This window comes from Radiobacillus sp. PE A8.2, from assembly GCF_045635475.1.
Classification (GTDB): domain Bacteria; phylum Bacillota; class Bacilli; order Bacillales; family Amphibacillaceae; genus JBJGXI01.
The window spans coordinates 13147-27242 of sequence record NZ_JBJGXI010000036.1; the positions used below are offsets into that span (position 1 = coordinate 13147).

Genomic DNA, 14096 nt, shown 5'->3' on the forward strand with positions numbered 1-14096 from the left:
TCAATTTGTTATATATCACCTTACTGTTTCTCTAGAATAAACTTATTAATAACTTCCTTCACGCCACCCTCATTGTTGGAAACCGTTATATACTTTGCTACATCCTTCAATGCCTGGGTAGCATTTCCTACAGCAACTGGTAAACCGACGGCTTGTAATAAGGGGATATCGTTCCAACTATCACCGATGCCGATCACTTCTTCGGGATCAATACCATAATGTTTGCAAAGCTGATGGACAGCAGCCCCTTTGTTTACGTCCTGATGCATAAATTCTAGGAAATTCGGTTTTGATTTGGTCATATAGTAACCCGTATTACCTTCAGCTTTCAATTCATTTTCTAATTCGTTAATCACTTCTGGATCATCAATAATTAACATTTTTGTAATTGGTTCAGTTAAAAATCGTTCGTTAAATTTTGGCTCTACATAAAAAGGAATGTCATTCAGTTCGCAATAAGCTTTTACCTTGTCATTCTCTTCTTTAACATAAAGCTTGTCATTGCTGTACACCTGCAAATGAAAGCCTCTTTCATGACAAAACCGGATAAACTTCTGAGCAACTTCTGTTGGCACCCCTTGTTCATACAAAACTTCACCACTTTTGACTTCTTTAACCGAAGCACCTTGGTAGCTAATTACCGGTAAATCAAGGCCGATCTTTTCTGCCACTTGCTTAGCAGAAAGGTGCATCCTACCTGTAGCTAGCACAACTTTCACACCTTTTTCCAACGCCTTATGTATTGCTTCTACTGTGTCACCTGATACGACACCTTCATCTGTCAATAGTGTATCATCAATATCACTTACAACCATTTTGTACATTTACATCAGTCCCCTGTTACATGTTTTTTTCTATCATAGCACAGACGTGACTATCACTTCCTGCTTTTTGTATCTTGATTGAAAGACGAAAAAACCACCTCCTTATTTTTTATCAAAATTGGTTTTCCGTACTAGGATGCTATTGATTGCTGTTCGAGCACTTTCTTTTTACTATTTTTCACATCTGCTTATTTATGAATTAATTATACGATTAGCTTTATAGCAATCAAAATCATTTACAAAGCATATCCTCACACCTCTAACAGTAAAGTAAATATAAAATCTCTTTTAACCTTCTAGGAGGAATGGTGAGTGCAGAAAAAAAATAAACATCCGGGTTATTTATTTTTAGCTGCCAGTCTGATTTGTGGAGTTATATTAATAAGCTACTTATTTGGAGAAGGAGAAAGTAATGCCGGATTTCAATTTCTGCTCGGCATTATTTTTGGAACGCTTGCAGGCTTCGTCGTTAAATTCTTTCAATCATTATGGAAACTCAAAAATAGTAACAAACAGCTAAGTATGAATGAGAAAAGCGTTGTGGCAATGCGAAGATATTTGATGATCGTTTTGTATCTCGTCTTAATCGTAAGCACAGCTCTGTTACTATTTTTATATGGACTAGGTATCGAAACGATTGAAACTAGAGTGATTATTATTTATGTTGGACTTATTTATGTACTTATTATAGTTGGAGCTACGTTGACGAAAGGAAAGTGAAAATGCACCCTTTCTTTAAGTACTACTTCAACGTTAACGAAACAAAAAAAGGGATACGAATCACTGTATAATTAGCATCCCTTATTGCCGTTGCCCATTCTATTTCGTACCCGATAACTGAATCATTTTATTTATTTGCTATCTTTTAACTTTGATAGTACTCACTTACGAGTTCCCCGGCACTGTTATTCGTCATCTGGCTACCAAATTGTTTGATTTCCTTCTCTAGTTCTGCTTCGCTTAGCCCAGCGTAATAAAAATATGATGCTTTTGTATGTTTGCTTAGCATTTCACATAGATCATGTCTTTGTTTCGGGGTCATATCCATCACCTCTTACCCTGATAATTAATAATTGTATTTGATCTATTTTCATCCAAATATCCAGCAATTTATGACAATCTATAATTATATCCTTACTGAGTTTGATCATCATTCCTTTCCATGCTCACTATAGAATAATGTTTATATGTTTTTAATGTTTGGACTTTTTTCTCGAGTTTACAATAATTCAATGATTACCTATACAAGTATATTCCCTTTTCTTTTCTATATTTAACGGCTTCAACGAAGAATGTTGTTAATTGTTACTAGGTGATATGTAACAATTCGAATTAGTAGTTTTTTTAGATGGAGATTAATGGATGAATATGCGATTAGAAGAATGGAACTGTTTGCTAGATTTCATAGTAGGTATCGATATCTCGGTGTGCAAAATTCGTTTTAATGGCTAGGAAAGATGTTGAGAAGTAGGCTCAAGCACAGGCAGAGAATATAAGATAAGACAAATAACTCAAGGGAATTCGAGATAAATCCTAAGATTCGAACAGTGTACGTATTACCTTTATCTTCTATTTTAACTTAAATTAGTCAAACGAGACAATTAAAACGGTCAAAGAATTGTGTAACCAGCTAGGTAAGGTCACTATAAAATTGACTTCATATAATGAAAGTATTTAGTCTCTCATTTGTGTATGGCATGAGTAAAATTGGGATTGCAACTTATGGCAATATTACTGCTACCGTTGCACGTCAAGATATTGTTGCGTTTTTTGGACAATGCATTGTGGACACAAAGGATTTGTTCCAAAAGGCGATTGATATTATGCTGTCAAAAGGTATTTATGATCATCCACCAAAAATTCCTTATCCGAACAACGTATCTTATGTGACTGATCAATCATATATGGCTCACCTGTTAGGAAGTAAACGACCATTGAATGTAATGGAGTTAACTGAATTGTTTTTTCACATTGAAAGAAACTACTTTGGAACGATGGTGACGAGTGCATTTCTTCAAGTCGTCAAAGATGAACAAATTAAAAAGTATATGGCAGAAGGAAAAAAACTAACAGAGAAGCAAATTCAGCTTTGTAACGATATTTTGCATAAAGACGGAATGCAAGGAAACATTCCAGTTAGCATGGAAATTACCGATTCTACGCAAGCACCATTTTCTGATAAGCTCATGTTGTTTCTCCTTAATTCATTAAATTCTACTGGCATACATTATATCGGACACGCTATCTCTGTTTCCACTCGGAAAGATTTGGCTTCAAAGTTCGTCCGATTGCTTCCAGACGTATTAACTTATGGGGAAGATGGATTGAACTTATTAATTGCACGAGGATGGTTCGAGCAACCTCCACAGGGTCTAGATCGTAAAGAGTTAATTAACGAAGAAAAATAAAATTGCATAAACATTGAACAACCGAACATACTAAGCAAACCATAGCTGGGAACTATGGTAGGTAGAAAAGGTTCCGCACTGGATACTGATACCGGTTATAGACCTCAACTAATCTTCTAAGGGGTAGATTAGTGAGGTCTATTTCTCTTTTTACCCACATCATTCTCCTTGTAAACAAACTGTCTAGAATCCGGATTTTTGACTACCACCAACTTCATTTATAAAATATATATACCTCATGTTTAAAAAACGACGAATTGTGGCATTTAAAAAATAGTATAAAGGAGGGTTACTCATTTGATCACGTTTAACAATGTAACAAAAACATTCGATGATGGGACGGTTGCAGTTGATGATGTTTCATTTACTGTAGAAAAGGGAAATCTGGTTACATTGATTGGTCCTAGTGGTTGTGGAAAAACAACGACGATGAAAATGATCAATAAGCTTATCACGCTAACGTCAGGTACAATCACAATTGATGGAAAAGATGTCGCTAACGAGGATGACGTAGAGCTTCGTCGCAATATTGGTTATGTGATACAGCGGATTGGTTTACTGCCGCATATGACAATCGAAGAAAATGTTTCCCTAGTACCAAAATTAAAAGGCTGGAAAAAGCAAGATTACGAGCAAAAAGTAGACGATTTGCTTGATATGGTTGGCCTTGATCCTAACGTGTTCAAGAAACGCTATCCACTTGAATTAAGTGGTGGGCAACAGCAACGGATAGGTGTGATCCGGGCGCTAGCCGGCGAACCTCCGATTATTTTAATGGACGAGCCATTTAGTGCGCTTGATCCAATTAGCAGACAACAGCTACAAGATGAATTAAAGCTACTGCAAGAGCGAATACATAAAACAATCGTTTTCGTTACCCATGATATTGATGAAGCCGTAAAAATTGCTGATCAAATTATCGTCATGAAAAATGGTAGCATTCAACAAATTGCCTCACCGACAGCATTGTTACAGCGGCCAGCTAATTCGTTTGTCCACTCTTTCATCGGAGAGGAACGCGTTAAGCAAGCAGCTAATAATAAAGGTAAACATGAAGCAGCGTCTATTATGAAACAGTTACCTTCAGATATTAGTACAAGTACATATCCAACAATCTCGACGAATTCACCTCTACAGGAGGTTGCACGCCTGATGCTGAGTAACCACGCAGAAGCTATAATCGTGGTAAATCAATCAGCCCAAGCTACAGGCATCATTGAAAAGAACCAATTGCTTCAAGAGTTGGCAGGAATCCAAGAGGAGGCAGAGTAGATGGAAGCTATTCAACTGTTTTTTGATACTGTCATCTCAAGGCGCGACCTTATTTTCGAAGGCTTTATCGAGCATTTGTACTTATCTTTTATAGCAATTGTAATTGCAGTCGGCATTTCTTTGCCACTTGGCATTTATATTTCACGGAAAAAGAGAGTGGCTGAATTTTATATAGGTATTACTGCTGTACTACAAACAATCCCCAGCCTTGCACTGTTCGGCTTTCTTGTTCCCGTGTTAGGAATTGGCATGGCAACGGCACTTGTGGCACTTATTGTTTATGCACTGTTACCTATTTTACGTAATGTATATACAGGTATTACTGGTGTCGATGAAGGAATTATCGAGGCCGGCGAAGGTATGGGGATGACCCAACGGCAAATTTTATGGAAAATTCAGTTGCCACTTTCGTTACCTTTTTTAATGGCCGGTATCCGAACGGCCACAGTACTTACGGTTGGCGTTGCTACACTTGCTACATTTGTTGGTGCTGGTGGTTTAGGGGATGTGATTTGGCGTGGCTTACAATCTTGGAACAATAGCCTCGTTCTAGCAGGTGCGATTCCTGTTGCCCTGTTAGCATTGTTTTTTGATTTTGTATTACGATTTATTGAGAAAAAAGTAACACCAAAAGGCATTAAAAACTAAGGAGTGGAACCAGTGAGCAAAAAGAAAATAATAGCAGCTTTATTTATCGTGATAACACTTTTATTAACCGCATGTGGCGGGGGCAAAGATCCGATTGTTGTTTCCGGTAAGAACTGGACAGAGCAATATATTTTATCACAAGTATTAGCCATTTATATTGAAGAAAACACCGACTACAGCGTCGACCTACAAGATGGTTTAGGTGAGGTTTCTATTTTAACACCAGCGTTGGAAAATGGCGAAATTGACATGTATGTGGAGTATACTGGTACTGGTTTAGAAGCTGTGCTAAACGAACAAGCAGAAGAAGGCGAGTCTAGTGATAGCATCTTAAATCGTGTGCGTGAGGGCTATGAGGAAGCTTATAACGCAACATGGCTTGAGCCGTTAGGATTTGAAAACACGTACACACTTGCTTATACTGATGCAGCCGATTTTGAAGCAGAAACGTATTCCGATATTGCCGCTTTGTCCGAAGATCTTAGCTTTGGTGCGCCGCATGCTTTCTACGAACGTGAAGGAGACGGGTATGATGCCTTTCAAGAAGCCTACAATTTCAACTTTGCTAATACCGAAAGCTTTGACCCTAATGTGATGTATCAAGCATTAATCCAGGGCGATGTTGATGTAATTCCAGCATTTACTACTGATGGACGGATTGAACGGGAAAATATTCAAACAACAACAGATGACCTTGGCTTCTTCCCAAAATACGATGCAGCAATTATCATCAGACAAGAAATCATGGAAGAATATCCTGAATTAGAAGAAACGTTAAATGGTTTAGCCGGTCAAATATCCGAAGCTGAAATGCAGCAAATGAATGCTAGAGTAGATATTGACGGTGAGGACTATGAAACCGTTGCTAGAGAATTTTTGGAGTCTAACGAATTAATTGAATAGATTTAAATATAAAACCACGATTCAGTATATATGTACTGAACCGTGGTTTTTTTATGATGGCTGTTTTTCATGGATTGTCGTTATTTCGCAAATTAGCAAATATCCGTCGTAGTGTTATACAGGCGCTGTAGAAAAATACGCCCTTTCCGCGGGGAACGCCTCAGCCTCCTCCCTCGCAAAGAACGCTCACTGCGGGGTCTTCAGACTGTTCCTTTCCCGCTGGAGTGGCGTATTTTTCCACAGCTTCAGGGTACTGTTACACCTTTTATGAAGCGTAGTCCCTACACTTTGACTCCTCGAAAATAAAGCCCAATTTTCTTCGTGCGATGTATCGCTGTCGTAGCTTTCCTTGTCCTGCGGGACTAGTGGCATAAGTGAGACCCCGGAGCGCGGATGCGCGAGGAGGCTCACTAGCCCCCCGCGGAAAGCAAAGTGTAGGGACGGAGCGGTGCATATCTAAGATTAAGAGCACCTTTGTACTACGTCGCATTTTACTTCAATTATAAAGTTTAACAACAAACTTTACGAAAAGAGCCTTTATTTCCGATAAATAACCGTGCTATACACTTGTGCTGGTGCTTTCGGCTCGAGATATTTTTTTACACTATTCACAGCCGTAAGTCCCTCTGTATAACCAGATGCAATTAACATCGTTTTTGCCGGATATACGACTGCGTCACCTGCAGCAAATATACCATCAACATTTGTCGCCATATGACCATCAACTACGACCCGATTATTGTCTGTTTCCAGTCCCCAACTATCAAATGGCACTGGATTCATTTTAAGACCATTATAAGTAAGTAAATGGTCAACAGCAATATGCTGCTCCCCTTTGCCGTCAGACTGTATTGTAACTTGTTCTAACCAACCATTTTCACCGTGTAGCTGTTCAATCGAACTATTTAGTTTAACGTCTACAGACGAACTGTTGAGACGTGCAAGCTCTTCGTCTGCAGCATGCTGAAATTTACCTTTATTGTTAATGAGGTAAACTTTTGCGGCGATACTTTCTAACGTTAGCGCCCAATCTACCCCTACTCGATTATTTGAAGCAACAATAACATGTTTTCCAGCGAACTGCTGTGGATTGCTAATTGTATAGTGGAAACTATTTTGTTCGTAGCTTGCGATATTGTCTATTGCTAACTTTACTGGATCAAATTTCCCCGTACCAGTTGCCACAATAACCGCTCTTGCTTGATGCGTGGTTCCGTCCTTTGATACTACTGAAAATATACCCTCAGCATCTTTCGTTATCATGTCAACCCACTGATTGTTTACGATTGTTGGATGATGCATACTTGCTTGCTGCTTCATTTGGTCAACTAAGCCATCACCAGTAATTTGTGGGATCCCCCCAACATCATAGATCAACTTTTCCGGTAGAAATTGCAGCACTTTACCACCAAGTTGAGGGCCTGATTCGATTAATGTTGTACTCAGATCACGCATGCCACAATAAAAAGCCGTAAATAAACCTGTTATTCCCCCGCCAATAATAATCACATCATTCTCATTTTCCTCCATGTCAAACTCCCTTTCCCAAGCTGTCCGATTTTAGCTTTTCATTAACAAATAAATAAAATAAGTACCTCCGACCATTGAAACGATCAGTCCTACGGGTATTTCAGAAGGCGATAAAATATTGCGCCCGATTGTGTCAGATATGACGAGCAACAATGCCCCCATTAACGCAGTAATTGGAAGAAATGATTGATGCTTAACACCGACTAATCTTTTTGAAAGGTGTGGGGTAACAAGTCCTACGAAAGCAATACCACCACCAACAGCCACACTTGAACCCGCAAGTGCAACAGCAATAAAGAGCAGAAATAACCGATGCCGTTCCACATTCGTGCCTAGTCCCTTGGCAATGTCATCACCTAAATGTAAAGCATTTAGAACGTTCGATTGATACAACGCCAGTGGGATAAGAATGACAATCCATGGCAATAACGCAAGCACATACGTCCAATCCGTGCCAGAAATATCACCAGACAGCCAGACTTGTGCTCTTGTGAAATCATTTGGGTCCATTCTTAATTGAATCATAATGATTAATGCTGCAAATGCACTGTTGATCCCAATGCCGACCAAAATTAACCGAATCGGAGAAATGCCTTTTTTCCAAGAGATAGCATAAATTAAACATGCCGCAACAAGTGCTCCAGCGAGCGAGCATAATGGTAACATAAATATAGAAAGGGATGATAAATCCGGCGTACTGTTTTGAAATAAATAGATGTACAAGACAACAGCAAAACCTGCCCCAGCATTGATACCAATAATACCAGGGTCCGCTAAATCATTGTGGGTAACACTTTGTAATATTGCTCCAGATATCGCCATTCCAGCACCGATTAGTATCGCTATTACAATCCGAGGCAACCGAAAATAAAATAGCACCATACTATCATTTGCATTTCCATACCCCAATAAGGTCTTGATAACATCAATCGGTTGGATTGATATGACACCTAGGTTCAAATTGACTAAAAATGTAACGATTATAGCGACGATTAAAATAATCGCAACAAGCCATGTTCCTTTTGTTCCACTTTTCGGTATTCTCATTACATCGATCCCCCCTCACGCCGTGCCAAATAAAGAAAGAAAGGGACACCAACTAAGGCGGTCACTGTTCCTACCGGTGTTTCAAATGGGGGATTCACCATCCGTGACAACGTATCAGCAACTACCAATAACAATGCGCCCAACACTGCCGAGCATGGTACAATCCAACGATAATCCACGCCGACAAGAAAGCGAGTAATATGTGGAATTACTAATCCAATAAAGCCGATCGTTCCAGCTACCGAAACAGCAGCACCAGTTAATAGTAAAACAACGAGCGTACCAGTTAATTTAATTAAAAATGTTTGTTGACCAAGACCTTTGGCAACATCATCTCCTAAATTTAACACCGTAATCGACCCGGCTAGTAAAAATGCAATTACAAAACCAACTAGAGCAACTGGCCAAAGTAGATTAACGTGGATCCATTGCACACTGGAAACACCACCTGCATACCAAAAGCTAATATCTTTCGCGACATTAAAATGAATTGCAATGGCAGATGACAATGAACTCAACAAGGCGGTAACAGCCGTACCAGCAAGGGCTAGTTTTACCGGCGTCAAGCCTGTCTTCGAAATCGAGCCTACTCCAAATACGATCATAACGCCGATACCTGCACCAGCAAATGCCCAGAGCATCATGATAAGATTAGATGCTTTCGGCATCACAACAAGCGCTATCGCCATCATAAAAGTTGCCCCAGCCGTTACTCCCATGATTGACGGAGATGCAAGTGGATTACGAGTCATCCCTTGCATCAACGTACCGGAAATTGCCAGGCCAGCGCCGATTAATGCAGCAGCAAGCGCCCGGGGTATGCGCAGTTCCCATATAATTAGATGTGATGATAAGTTCTTATCAAAGCTCGTGATGCTTTGCCATATCGTTATAAAATCGATGTCGGCAGCGCCGAACATAACCGATAATCCCATGGAGAGCAACAAAATCGCCACTCCCCCAAATAAAATAAACGTAGCAATCACAGGTCTTGATTTGATCTGCGGTTGTTCTGTATGTATGTGTTCTGATGTTTTATTAGACATTTTCTTATTTCTCCCCATGATCGCACTATTGAGAACCGTTATCATTATAGTATAAAAGTAGACATGGGGCAAACTTTGAAAAATAATAGTTGCTATTGAAAATGAGAATTGTTATCATTTAGTTTGTTGTTAAAAATTGAATTAAGGGGTTGTATTAGTTTGAAAAATAATAGTAAGTTTTACATAATGATGCTTATGATGGCGGTTTTATTGTTATTAGCTGCATGTGGAGGAAATGCGGGAGATGAAAATAATCAACAGCAAGATAATGAAACACCTGCTGCCGATGAAAATGGAGCTGCTGAGAACGAAGAACCAGAAGATGAATCAACAACAGAGGCAACAGAGCGCACATTGACGGATGCAATGGGTAATGAAGTAACCATTCCAGCAGAACCTAAACGAGTGGTTGCATCCTATTTAGAAGATTACTTGGTGGCTTTAGGTATTACACCAGTCGCACAATGGTCTGTTCGTGAAGGAGAAGATGTCCAAGATTATTTGCAGGAATCTTTGGCTGATGTACCGACGATTCCAAGTGACCTTCCATTTGAAGCAGTAGCAAGCTTTGAGCCGGATCTAATTATTATGGATTCAGCGTCAATGGTAGAGGGTAATAAATACGATCAGTATAGTCGAATTGCACCAACATATGTGATTGGATCAGCGCAAAATAATGATTGGCGCGATGAGTTACTTGAAGTTGGTAAAGTGTTTGGTAAAGAGGAAGAAGCAGAGCAAGTACTTGCTGATTATGAGCAAAAAGCTACTGAAGCAAAAGCACAAATTCAAGAACAAATTGGCTCTGAATCTGCAGCAGCTCTATGGTTGTTCAGCAACACGTTCTACATTGTAAGTGAAACGTTATCCAGCGGCGATGTTATGTACGGTGATCTTGGTTTAACAGCACCTAATGTTGTTCAAGAAATCTCTGCGAATACGGAAACGAATTGGTCTGAGATTTCACTAGAGAAACTTGCTGAACTTGATGCCGATCATATATTCTTAATTAATAGTGATAAAGGTACTGGATCAGAGATGCTGCAACAAGATATCTGGCAAAACATTCCTGCTGTTCAAAACGGTAATATTTATGAATATGAATCAACAGCAAGCTGGTTGTACACAGGTCCAATCGCCAACACACAAATGATCGATAATATTTTGAAAGATTTAACAAAATAACGTGCACTACCAAAACCCGCGATTCCGAATCGTGGGTTTGTTATTTGTTTTCGCCTAGACTATACTTTAAACGACTCATTAAATGTAGAGCCTCTGGAAGCACTCTGATTGAATAATTCTTGCCGACATAAAAGTGGTTTCTATAAATTAGTTTTCTTTTTAGCAAAGACTGAATAATCGGTGTCATATGAGGGACAAGCGTGATGTGATCCTTGGATGCATCAATGATTAACTGCTTTAACACTGCTTTTTCCTGCTTAGAAAGCAATGTTATCTCCTTATAAATCAGCTTTTCGTGCCTAGGTAATCCTTCGATGAACTGCACATGCTCACATCCTTTGTTTATTAGGTACACAACACTATTTACAGTTCGACACCCCTGCTTCTTCTCCTTTTTATAATATTTTTGTTTAGTCAATATTTCGTCATTCACATTATATAAGGCTTATTTGATTGGGACAATCATTTGGCATATTTTGAACAACCTCTATAAGCTACTCTAAATTAGATATAAAGAGTAGCTTATAACTTTAAAAAAGAAAGTTTTTCAATCATAATATGAATGGTACACGGTGATTACATATTAAATGGAGGTACTTTATTTGATTACTGCAATAGTTATTCTGATTGTGTTGATTATTACAAATGCATTTTTTGCTGCTTCAGAAATTGCTTTAGTATCACTTAACGATAACAAAGTAAAGAAAATGGCTGATGCCGGAGATAAAAAGGCAAAAAAGCTTTATGACCTACTTGCATCACCTGGGCGCTTTCTTGCAACCATTCAAATTGGCATTACATTGGCTGGTTTTTTAGCTAGTGCATTCGCAGCCGACAGCTTTGCTGATCCTTTTGCACAACGGTTGTACGATCTTGGTGTTCCACTTTCCTTAGGCTTGCTCGACATGCTATCGGTAATCGCAATAACGATATTGTTGTCTTATTTCACCTTAGTTATTGGTGAGCTAGTTCCGAAACAGCTTGCACTCCAAAAGGCCGAAGCTATTTCAAATTTTGCAGTCGGACCATTAACCTTTCTTCTAATGGTTAGCTATCCTTTTGTAAAGCTACTAAATATTTCGACAAACGCCGTAGTAAGGTTATTTGGTGTTGATCCGAATGCCGAAAACGAGGAAGCTACCGAAGAGGAAATTCGTATGATGGTCGATGTTGGTGGTGAAAGAGGAACGATAAGAAGTGCGGAGAAGCTAATGATTAACAACATATTTGAGTTTAATGACAAGACAGTGTCTGAAATCATGACGCATCGAACTGATATGACTTCCTTTCCAGTTGACGCTACACTACATGAAATAGCGCAAATAGTGAGCCAAAAAAGATTCACTCGTTTTCCTGTTTATGAGGATAACACAGACAACATTACTGGAATTTTGTATGCAAAAGATTTGATTCAATTTTTAGGTGAAGGTAACGTATCATTTAACTTAAGAGAAATGGTTAAAGAGCCTTATTTCGTAATGGAAACTCAAGGTATTGATGTCGTTTTTACAGAGATGCAAAAAAACAATATTCACATTGCAATTGTATTGGACGAATATGGCGGCACAGATGGATTAGTAACCATTGAAGATGTGATTGAAGAAATTGTTGGGGAAATAGATAGTGAGCATAACAATCCAAATGGACTTGACATAGAAGAAATAGGTGCAAATCACTATGCTATTTCTGGTACAACGAGTCTATATCTCATCGAGGAAGTATTAGGCATTGATTTACAGAGTGATGACTATGAGACGTTAAATGGATTTTTAGTGGGACAACTCGGCTACATTCCGAAGCAGACCGACCTTCCTACAATCACCTATCAACATATCCAATTTGAAATTACTCAAGTTAGTGAAAAACGGATTGAAAAAGTAATCGTAACTATAGTCGAAAATAAATAATTTTATACGGGGCTACACTCGATTTTATTATCGAGCATAGCCCCTCTTTTATTATTGCAATTAACTTGATTTAAACCATTTCGTAAATCCTACCTTACCTTTTCCACCACAGTGGCCACAGGAAATATCACCCTCCCCTTTGCATGTATCACATTTGTGAATCCCGTAATCAATTCCTTCTCCAGCGCAGCTATTACATGTGTAAATACCAATCCCATTACAATTCTTACATTTCATATTCAAATGCCTCCAATTCCCTAGTAAGGAGCTGATGAAAGAAATTTAAAAATGTAAGTTTCGGACCATTTCATAACCATTGCTCCTATCGATAAATTATATTAGCAGAAAGATAAGTTATGCACTAAATTGATTACAAGTTCGTTACTTATTTATTACTAGAATTTTGCCTCTTCAAAATGTTTAAAAAAACGTCCAAGTGGTAATAGACAGAGTAAGAACATATTAAAAATTATTCTAAATGAGGCTAAAAGGAGGCCAATTTATTTATTATTTAGCATCTACGATTGAAAGGCTAAACGTTCAAGCATCTGATGAAGAGTTAGGTGGTGTGAAAGATCTCTATTTTGATGATCAGCACTGGACGATCCGTTATTTAGTAGCGGATACTAGAAAATGGTTACCAGGGAAAAAAGTATTACTATCTCCAATTGGATTTGACCATGTAGATATGAATAATAGTACAGTTAATGTGTTGGCATCCAAAGAAACAGTTAAAAATGCACCACACAAATCAAACGATGAGCCTGTCTCCAAACAGGTTGAGATTGATTTAGCGACGTATTATGGATGGCCAACCTATTGGAACGGCTTAGGTCCTTGGAGAGGTTTTGATAATCCTTATGCTCTAGCTAACGCAGAGCGTGATGGCTTACTCGACGATAATGACGTTGAAAAGGAGTACGATTTCCATTTAAGAAGTTCCAATGAAATAAAAGGTGACGTGTTTGGCTATAGTATTGAAGCTGAAGATGGAAAAATAGGACATGTATCTGATTTCGTCGTTGATGATGCGAATTGGAAAATAACTTATTTCGTCGTTGAGACAAAAAATATACTAGTCGGCAAATTTGTTTTAATTGCTACTGATTGGATTAAAGATATTAATTGGGATGAGAAAAAGGTTGTTGTAGATCTTACGAAAGAACAAGTAAAACAAGGTGCAGACTTCAACCCTAATGAACCAATAACGCGTGCGTACGAAGATAATCTTTATTCCACCTTTGACAAACCAAAATACTGGGAATAATTAGTGTTAGACATCCGTTTTCTTACGGATGTCTGTTTTTTTACGGATGTCTGTTTTTT

The 14096-nt window shown here is 38.6% G+C and carries 15 protein-coding genes; 8 read left to right on the plus strand and 7 right to left on the minus strand.

Annotated elements, in window-relative coordinates; translation table 11 throughout:
- Positions 1-20: 20 nt before the first annotated feature.
- Complete coding sequence (locus ACI6MV_RS17350; protein ID WP_407271591.1) at positions 21-824, minus strand: Cof-type HAD-IIB family hydrolase; 804 nt, start codon at positions 822-824, stop codon at positions 21-23.
- A 312-nt stretch (positions 825-1136) separates the two neighbouring features.
- Between ACI6MV_RS17350 and ACI6MV_RS17355 the strand changes: the two genes are divergently transcribed.
- The gene (locus tag ACI6MV_RS17355) at positions 1137-1544 is read left to right on the plus strand and encodes a hypothetical protein (protein ID WP_407271592.1); all 408 of its coding nucleotides are present in this window, start codon (positions 1137-1139) and stop codon (positions 1542-1544) included.
- A 145-nt stretch (positions 1545-1689) separates the two neighbouring features.
- On the opposite strand, the gene ACI6MV_RS17360 is transcribed toward ACI6MV_RS17355, so the two are convergent.
- The gene (locus ACI6MV_RS17360) at positions 1690-1833 is read right to left on the minus strand and encodes a hypothetical protein (RefSeq protein ID WP_407271593.1); all 144 of its coding nucleotides are present in this window, start codon (positions 1831-1833) and stop codon (positions 1690-1692) included.
- Between the two features lie 655 nt (positions 1834-2488).
- Between ACI6MV_RS17360 and ACI6MV_RS17365 the strand changes: the two genes are divergently transcribed.
- The 4 genes from ACI6MV_RS17365 to ACI6MV_RS17380 all read left to right on the plus strand — a co-directional run bounded on the left by ACI6MV_RS17365 (position 2489) and on the right by ACI6MV_RS17380 (position 6055).
- On the plus strand, positions 2489-3232 hold the full coding sequence (locus ACI6MV_RS17365) for a DUF3231 family protein (RefSeq protein WP_407271594.1): 744 nt from the start codon (positions 2489-2491) through the stop codon (positions 3230-3232).
- Positions 3233-3529: 297 nt separating this feature from the next.
- Positions 3530-4504, plus strand: coding sequence for an ABC transporter ATP-binding protein (locus ACI6MV_RS17370; RefSeq protein WP_407271595.1), 975 nt, complete (start codon positions 3530-3532; stop codon positions 4502-4504).
- Positions 4505-5152, plus strand: a complete 648-nt coding sequence (locus tag ACI6MV_RS17375) for an ABC transporter permease (protein WP_407271596.1) — start codon at positions 4505-4507, stop codon at positions 5150-5152. It abuts the gene before it with no gap.
- A 12-nt stretch (positions 5153-5164) separates the two neighbouring features.
- Entirely contained in the window at positions 5165-6055 is an 891-nt protein-coding gene (locus ACI6MV_RS17380) for an ABC transporter substrate-binding protein (RefSeq protein ID WP_407271597.1), read from the plus strand.
- 537 nt (positions 6056-6592) lie between these two features.
- Here ACI6MV_RS17380 and ACI6MV_RS17385 read toward each other — a convergent pair.
- Genes ACI6MV_RS17385 through ACI6MV_RS17395 form a run of 3 tightly spaced genes read right to left on the minus strand, consistent with a single transcriptional unit; the run spans position 6593 to position 9678 of the window.
- A complete protein-coding gene (locus tag ACI6MV_RS17385; protein WP_407271598.1) occupies positions 6593-7585 on the minus strand; it encodes an NAD(P)/FAD-dependent oxidoreductase in 993 nt (330 codons plus the stop codon).
- A 30-nt stretch (positions 7586-7615) separates the two neighbouring features.
- Entirely contained in the window at positions 7616-8632 is a 1017-nt protein-coding gene (locus tag ACI6MV_RS17390) for a FecCD family ABC transporter permease (protein ID WP_407271599.1), read from the minus strand.
- Positions 8632-9678: a FecCD family ABC transporter permease gene (locus tag ACI6MV_RS17395; protein ID WP_407271600.1), complete on the minus strand. Its 1047-nt coding sequence runs from the start codon at positions 9676-9678 to the stop codon at positions 8632-8634. The genes ACI6MV_RS17390 and ACI6MV_RS17395 overlap by 1 nt, the downstream gene beginning before the upstream one ends.
- Positions 9679-9837: 159 nt before the next feature.
- On the opposite strand from ACI6MV_RS17395, the gene ACI6MV_RS17400 reads away from it, so the two are divergent.
- Positions 9838-10863, plus strand: coding sequence for an iron-hydroxamate ABC transporter substrate-binding protein (locus ACI6MV_RS17400; RefSeq protein WP_407271601.1), 1026 nt, complete (start codon positions 9838-9840; stop codon positions 10861-10863).
- A gap of 40 nt (positions 10864-10903) precedes the next feature.
- Here ACI6MV_RS17400 and ACI6MV_RS17405 read toward each other — a convergent pair whose 3' ends face one another.
- A complete protein-coding gene (locus ACI6MV_RS17405) occupies positions 10904-11281 on the minus strand; it encodes a hypothetical protein (RefSeq protein WP_407271602.1) in 378 nt (125 codons plus the stop codon).
- Positions 11282-11465: 184 nt separating this feature from the next.
- Between ACI6MV_RS17405 and ACI6MV_RS17410 the strand changes: the two genes are divergently transcribed.
- Positions 11466-12770 (plus strand): hemolysin family protein, encoded by a 1305-nt coding sequence (locus tag ACI6MV_RS17410; RefSeq protein ID WP_407271603.1) that lies wholly within the window; start codon positions 11466-11468, stop codon positions 12768-12770.
- A gap of 60 nt (positions 12771-12830) precedes the next feature.
- Here the strand turns inward: ACI6MV_RS17410 and ACI6MV_RS17415 are convergent, their stop codons facing one another.
- Entirely contained in the window at positions 12831-13007 is a 177-nt protein-coding gene (locus ACI6MV_RS17415) for a hypothetical protein (RefSeq protein ID WP_407271604.1), read from the minus strand.
- A 241-nt stretch (positions 13008-13248) separates the two neighbouring features.
- Here ACI6MV_RS17415 and ACI6MV_RS17420 point away from each other — a divergent pair, with 241 nt between their 5' ends.
- Positions 13249-14037 (plus strand): PRC-barrel domain-containing protein, encoded by a 789-nt coding sequence (locus ACI6MV_RS17420; RefSeq protein WP_407271605.1) that lies wholly within the window; start codon positions 13249-13251, stop codon positions 14035-14037.
- The last annotated feature ends 59 nt before the right edge of the window (positions 14038-14096 follow it).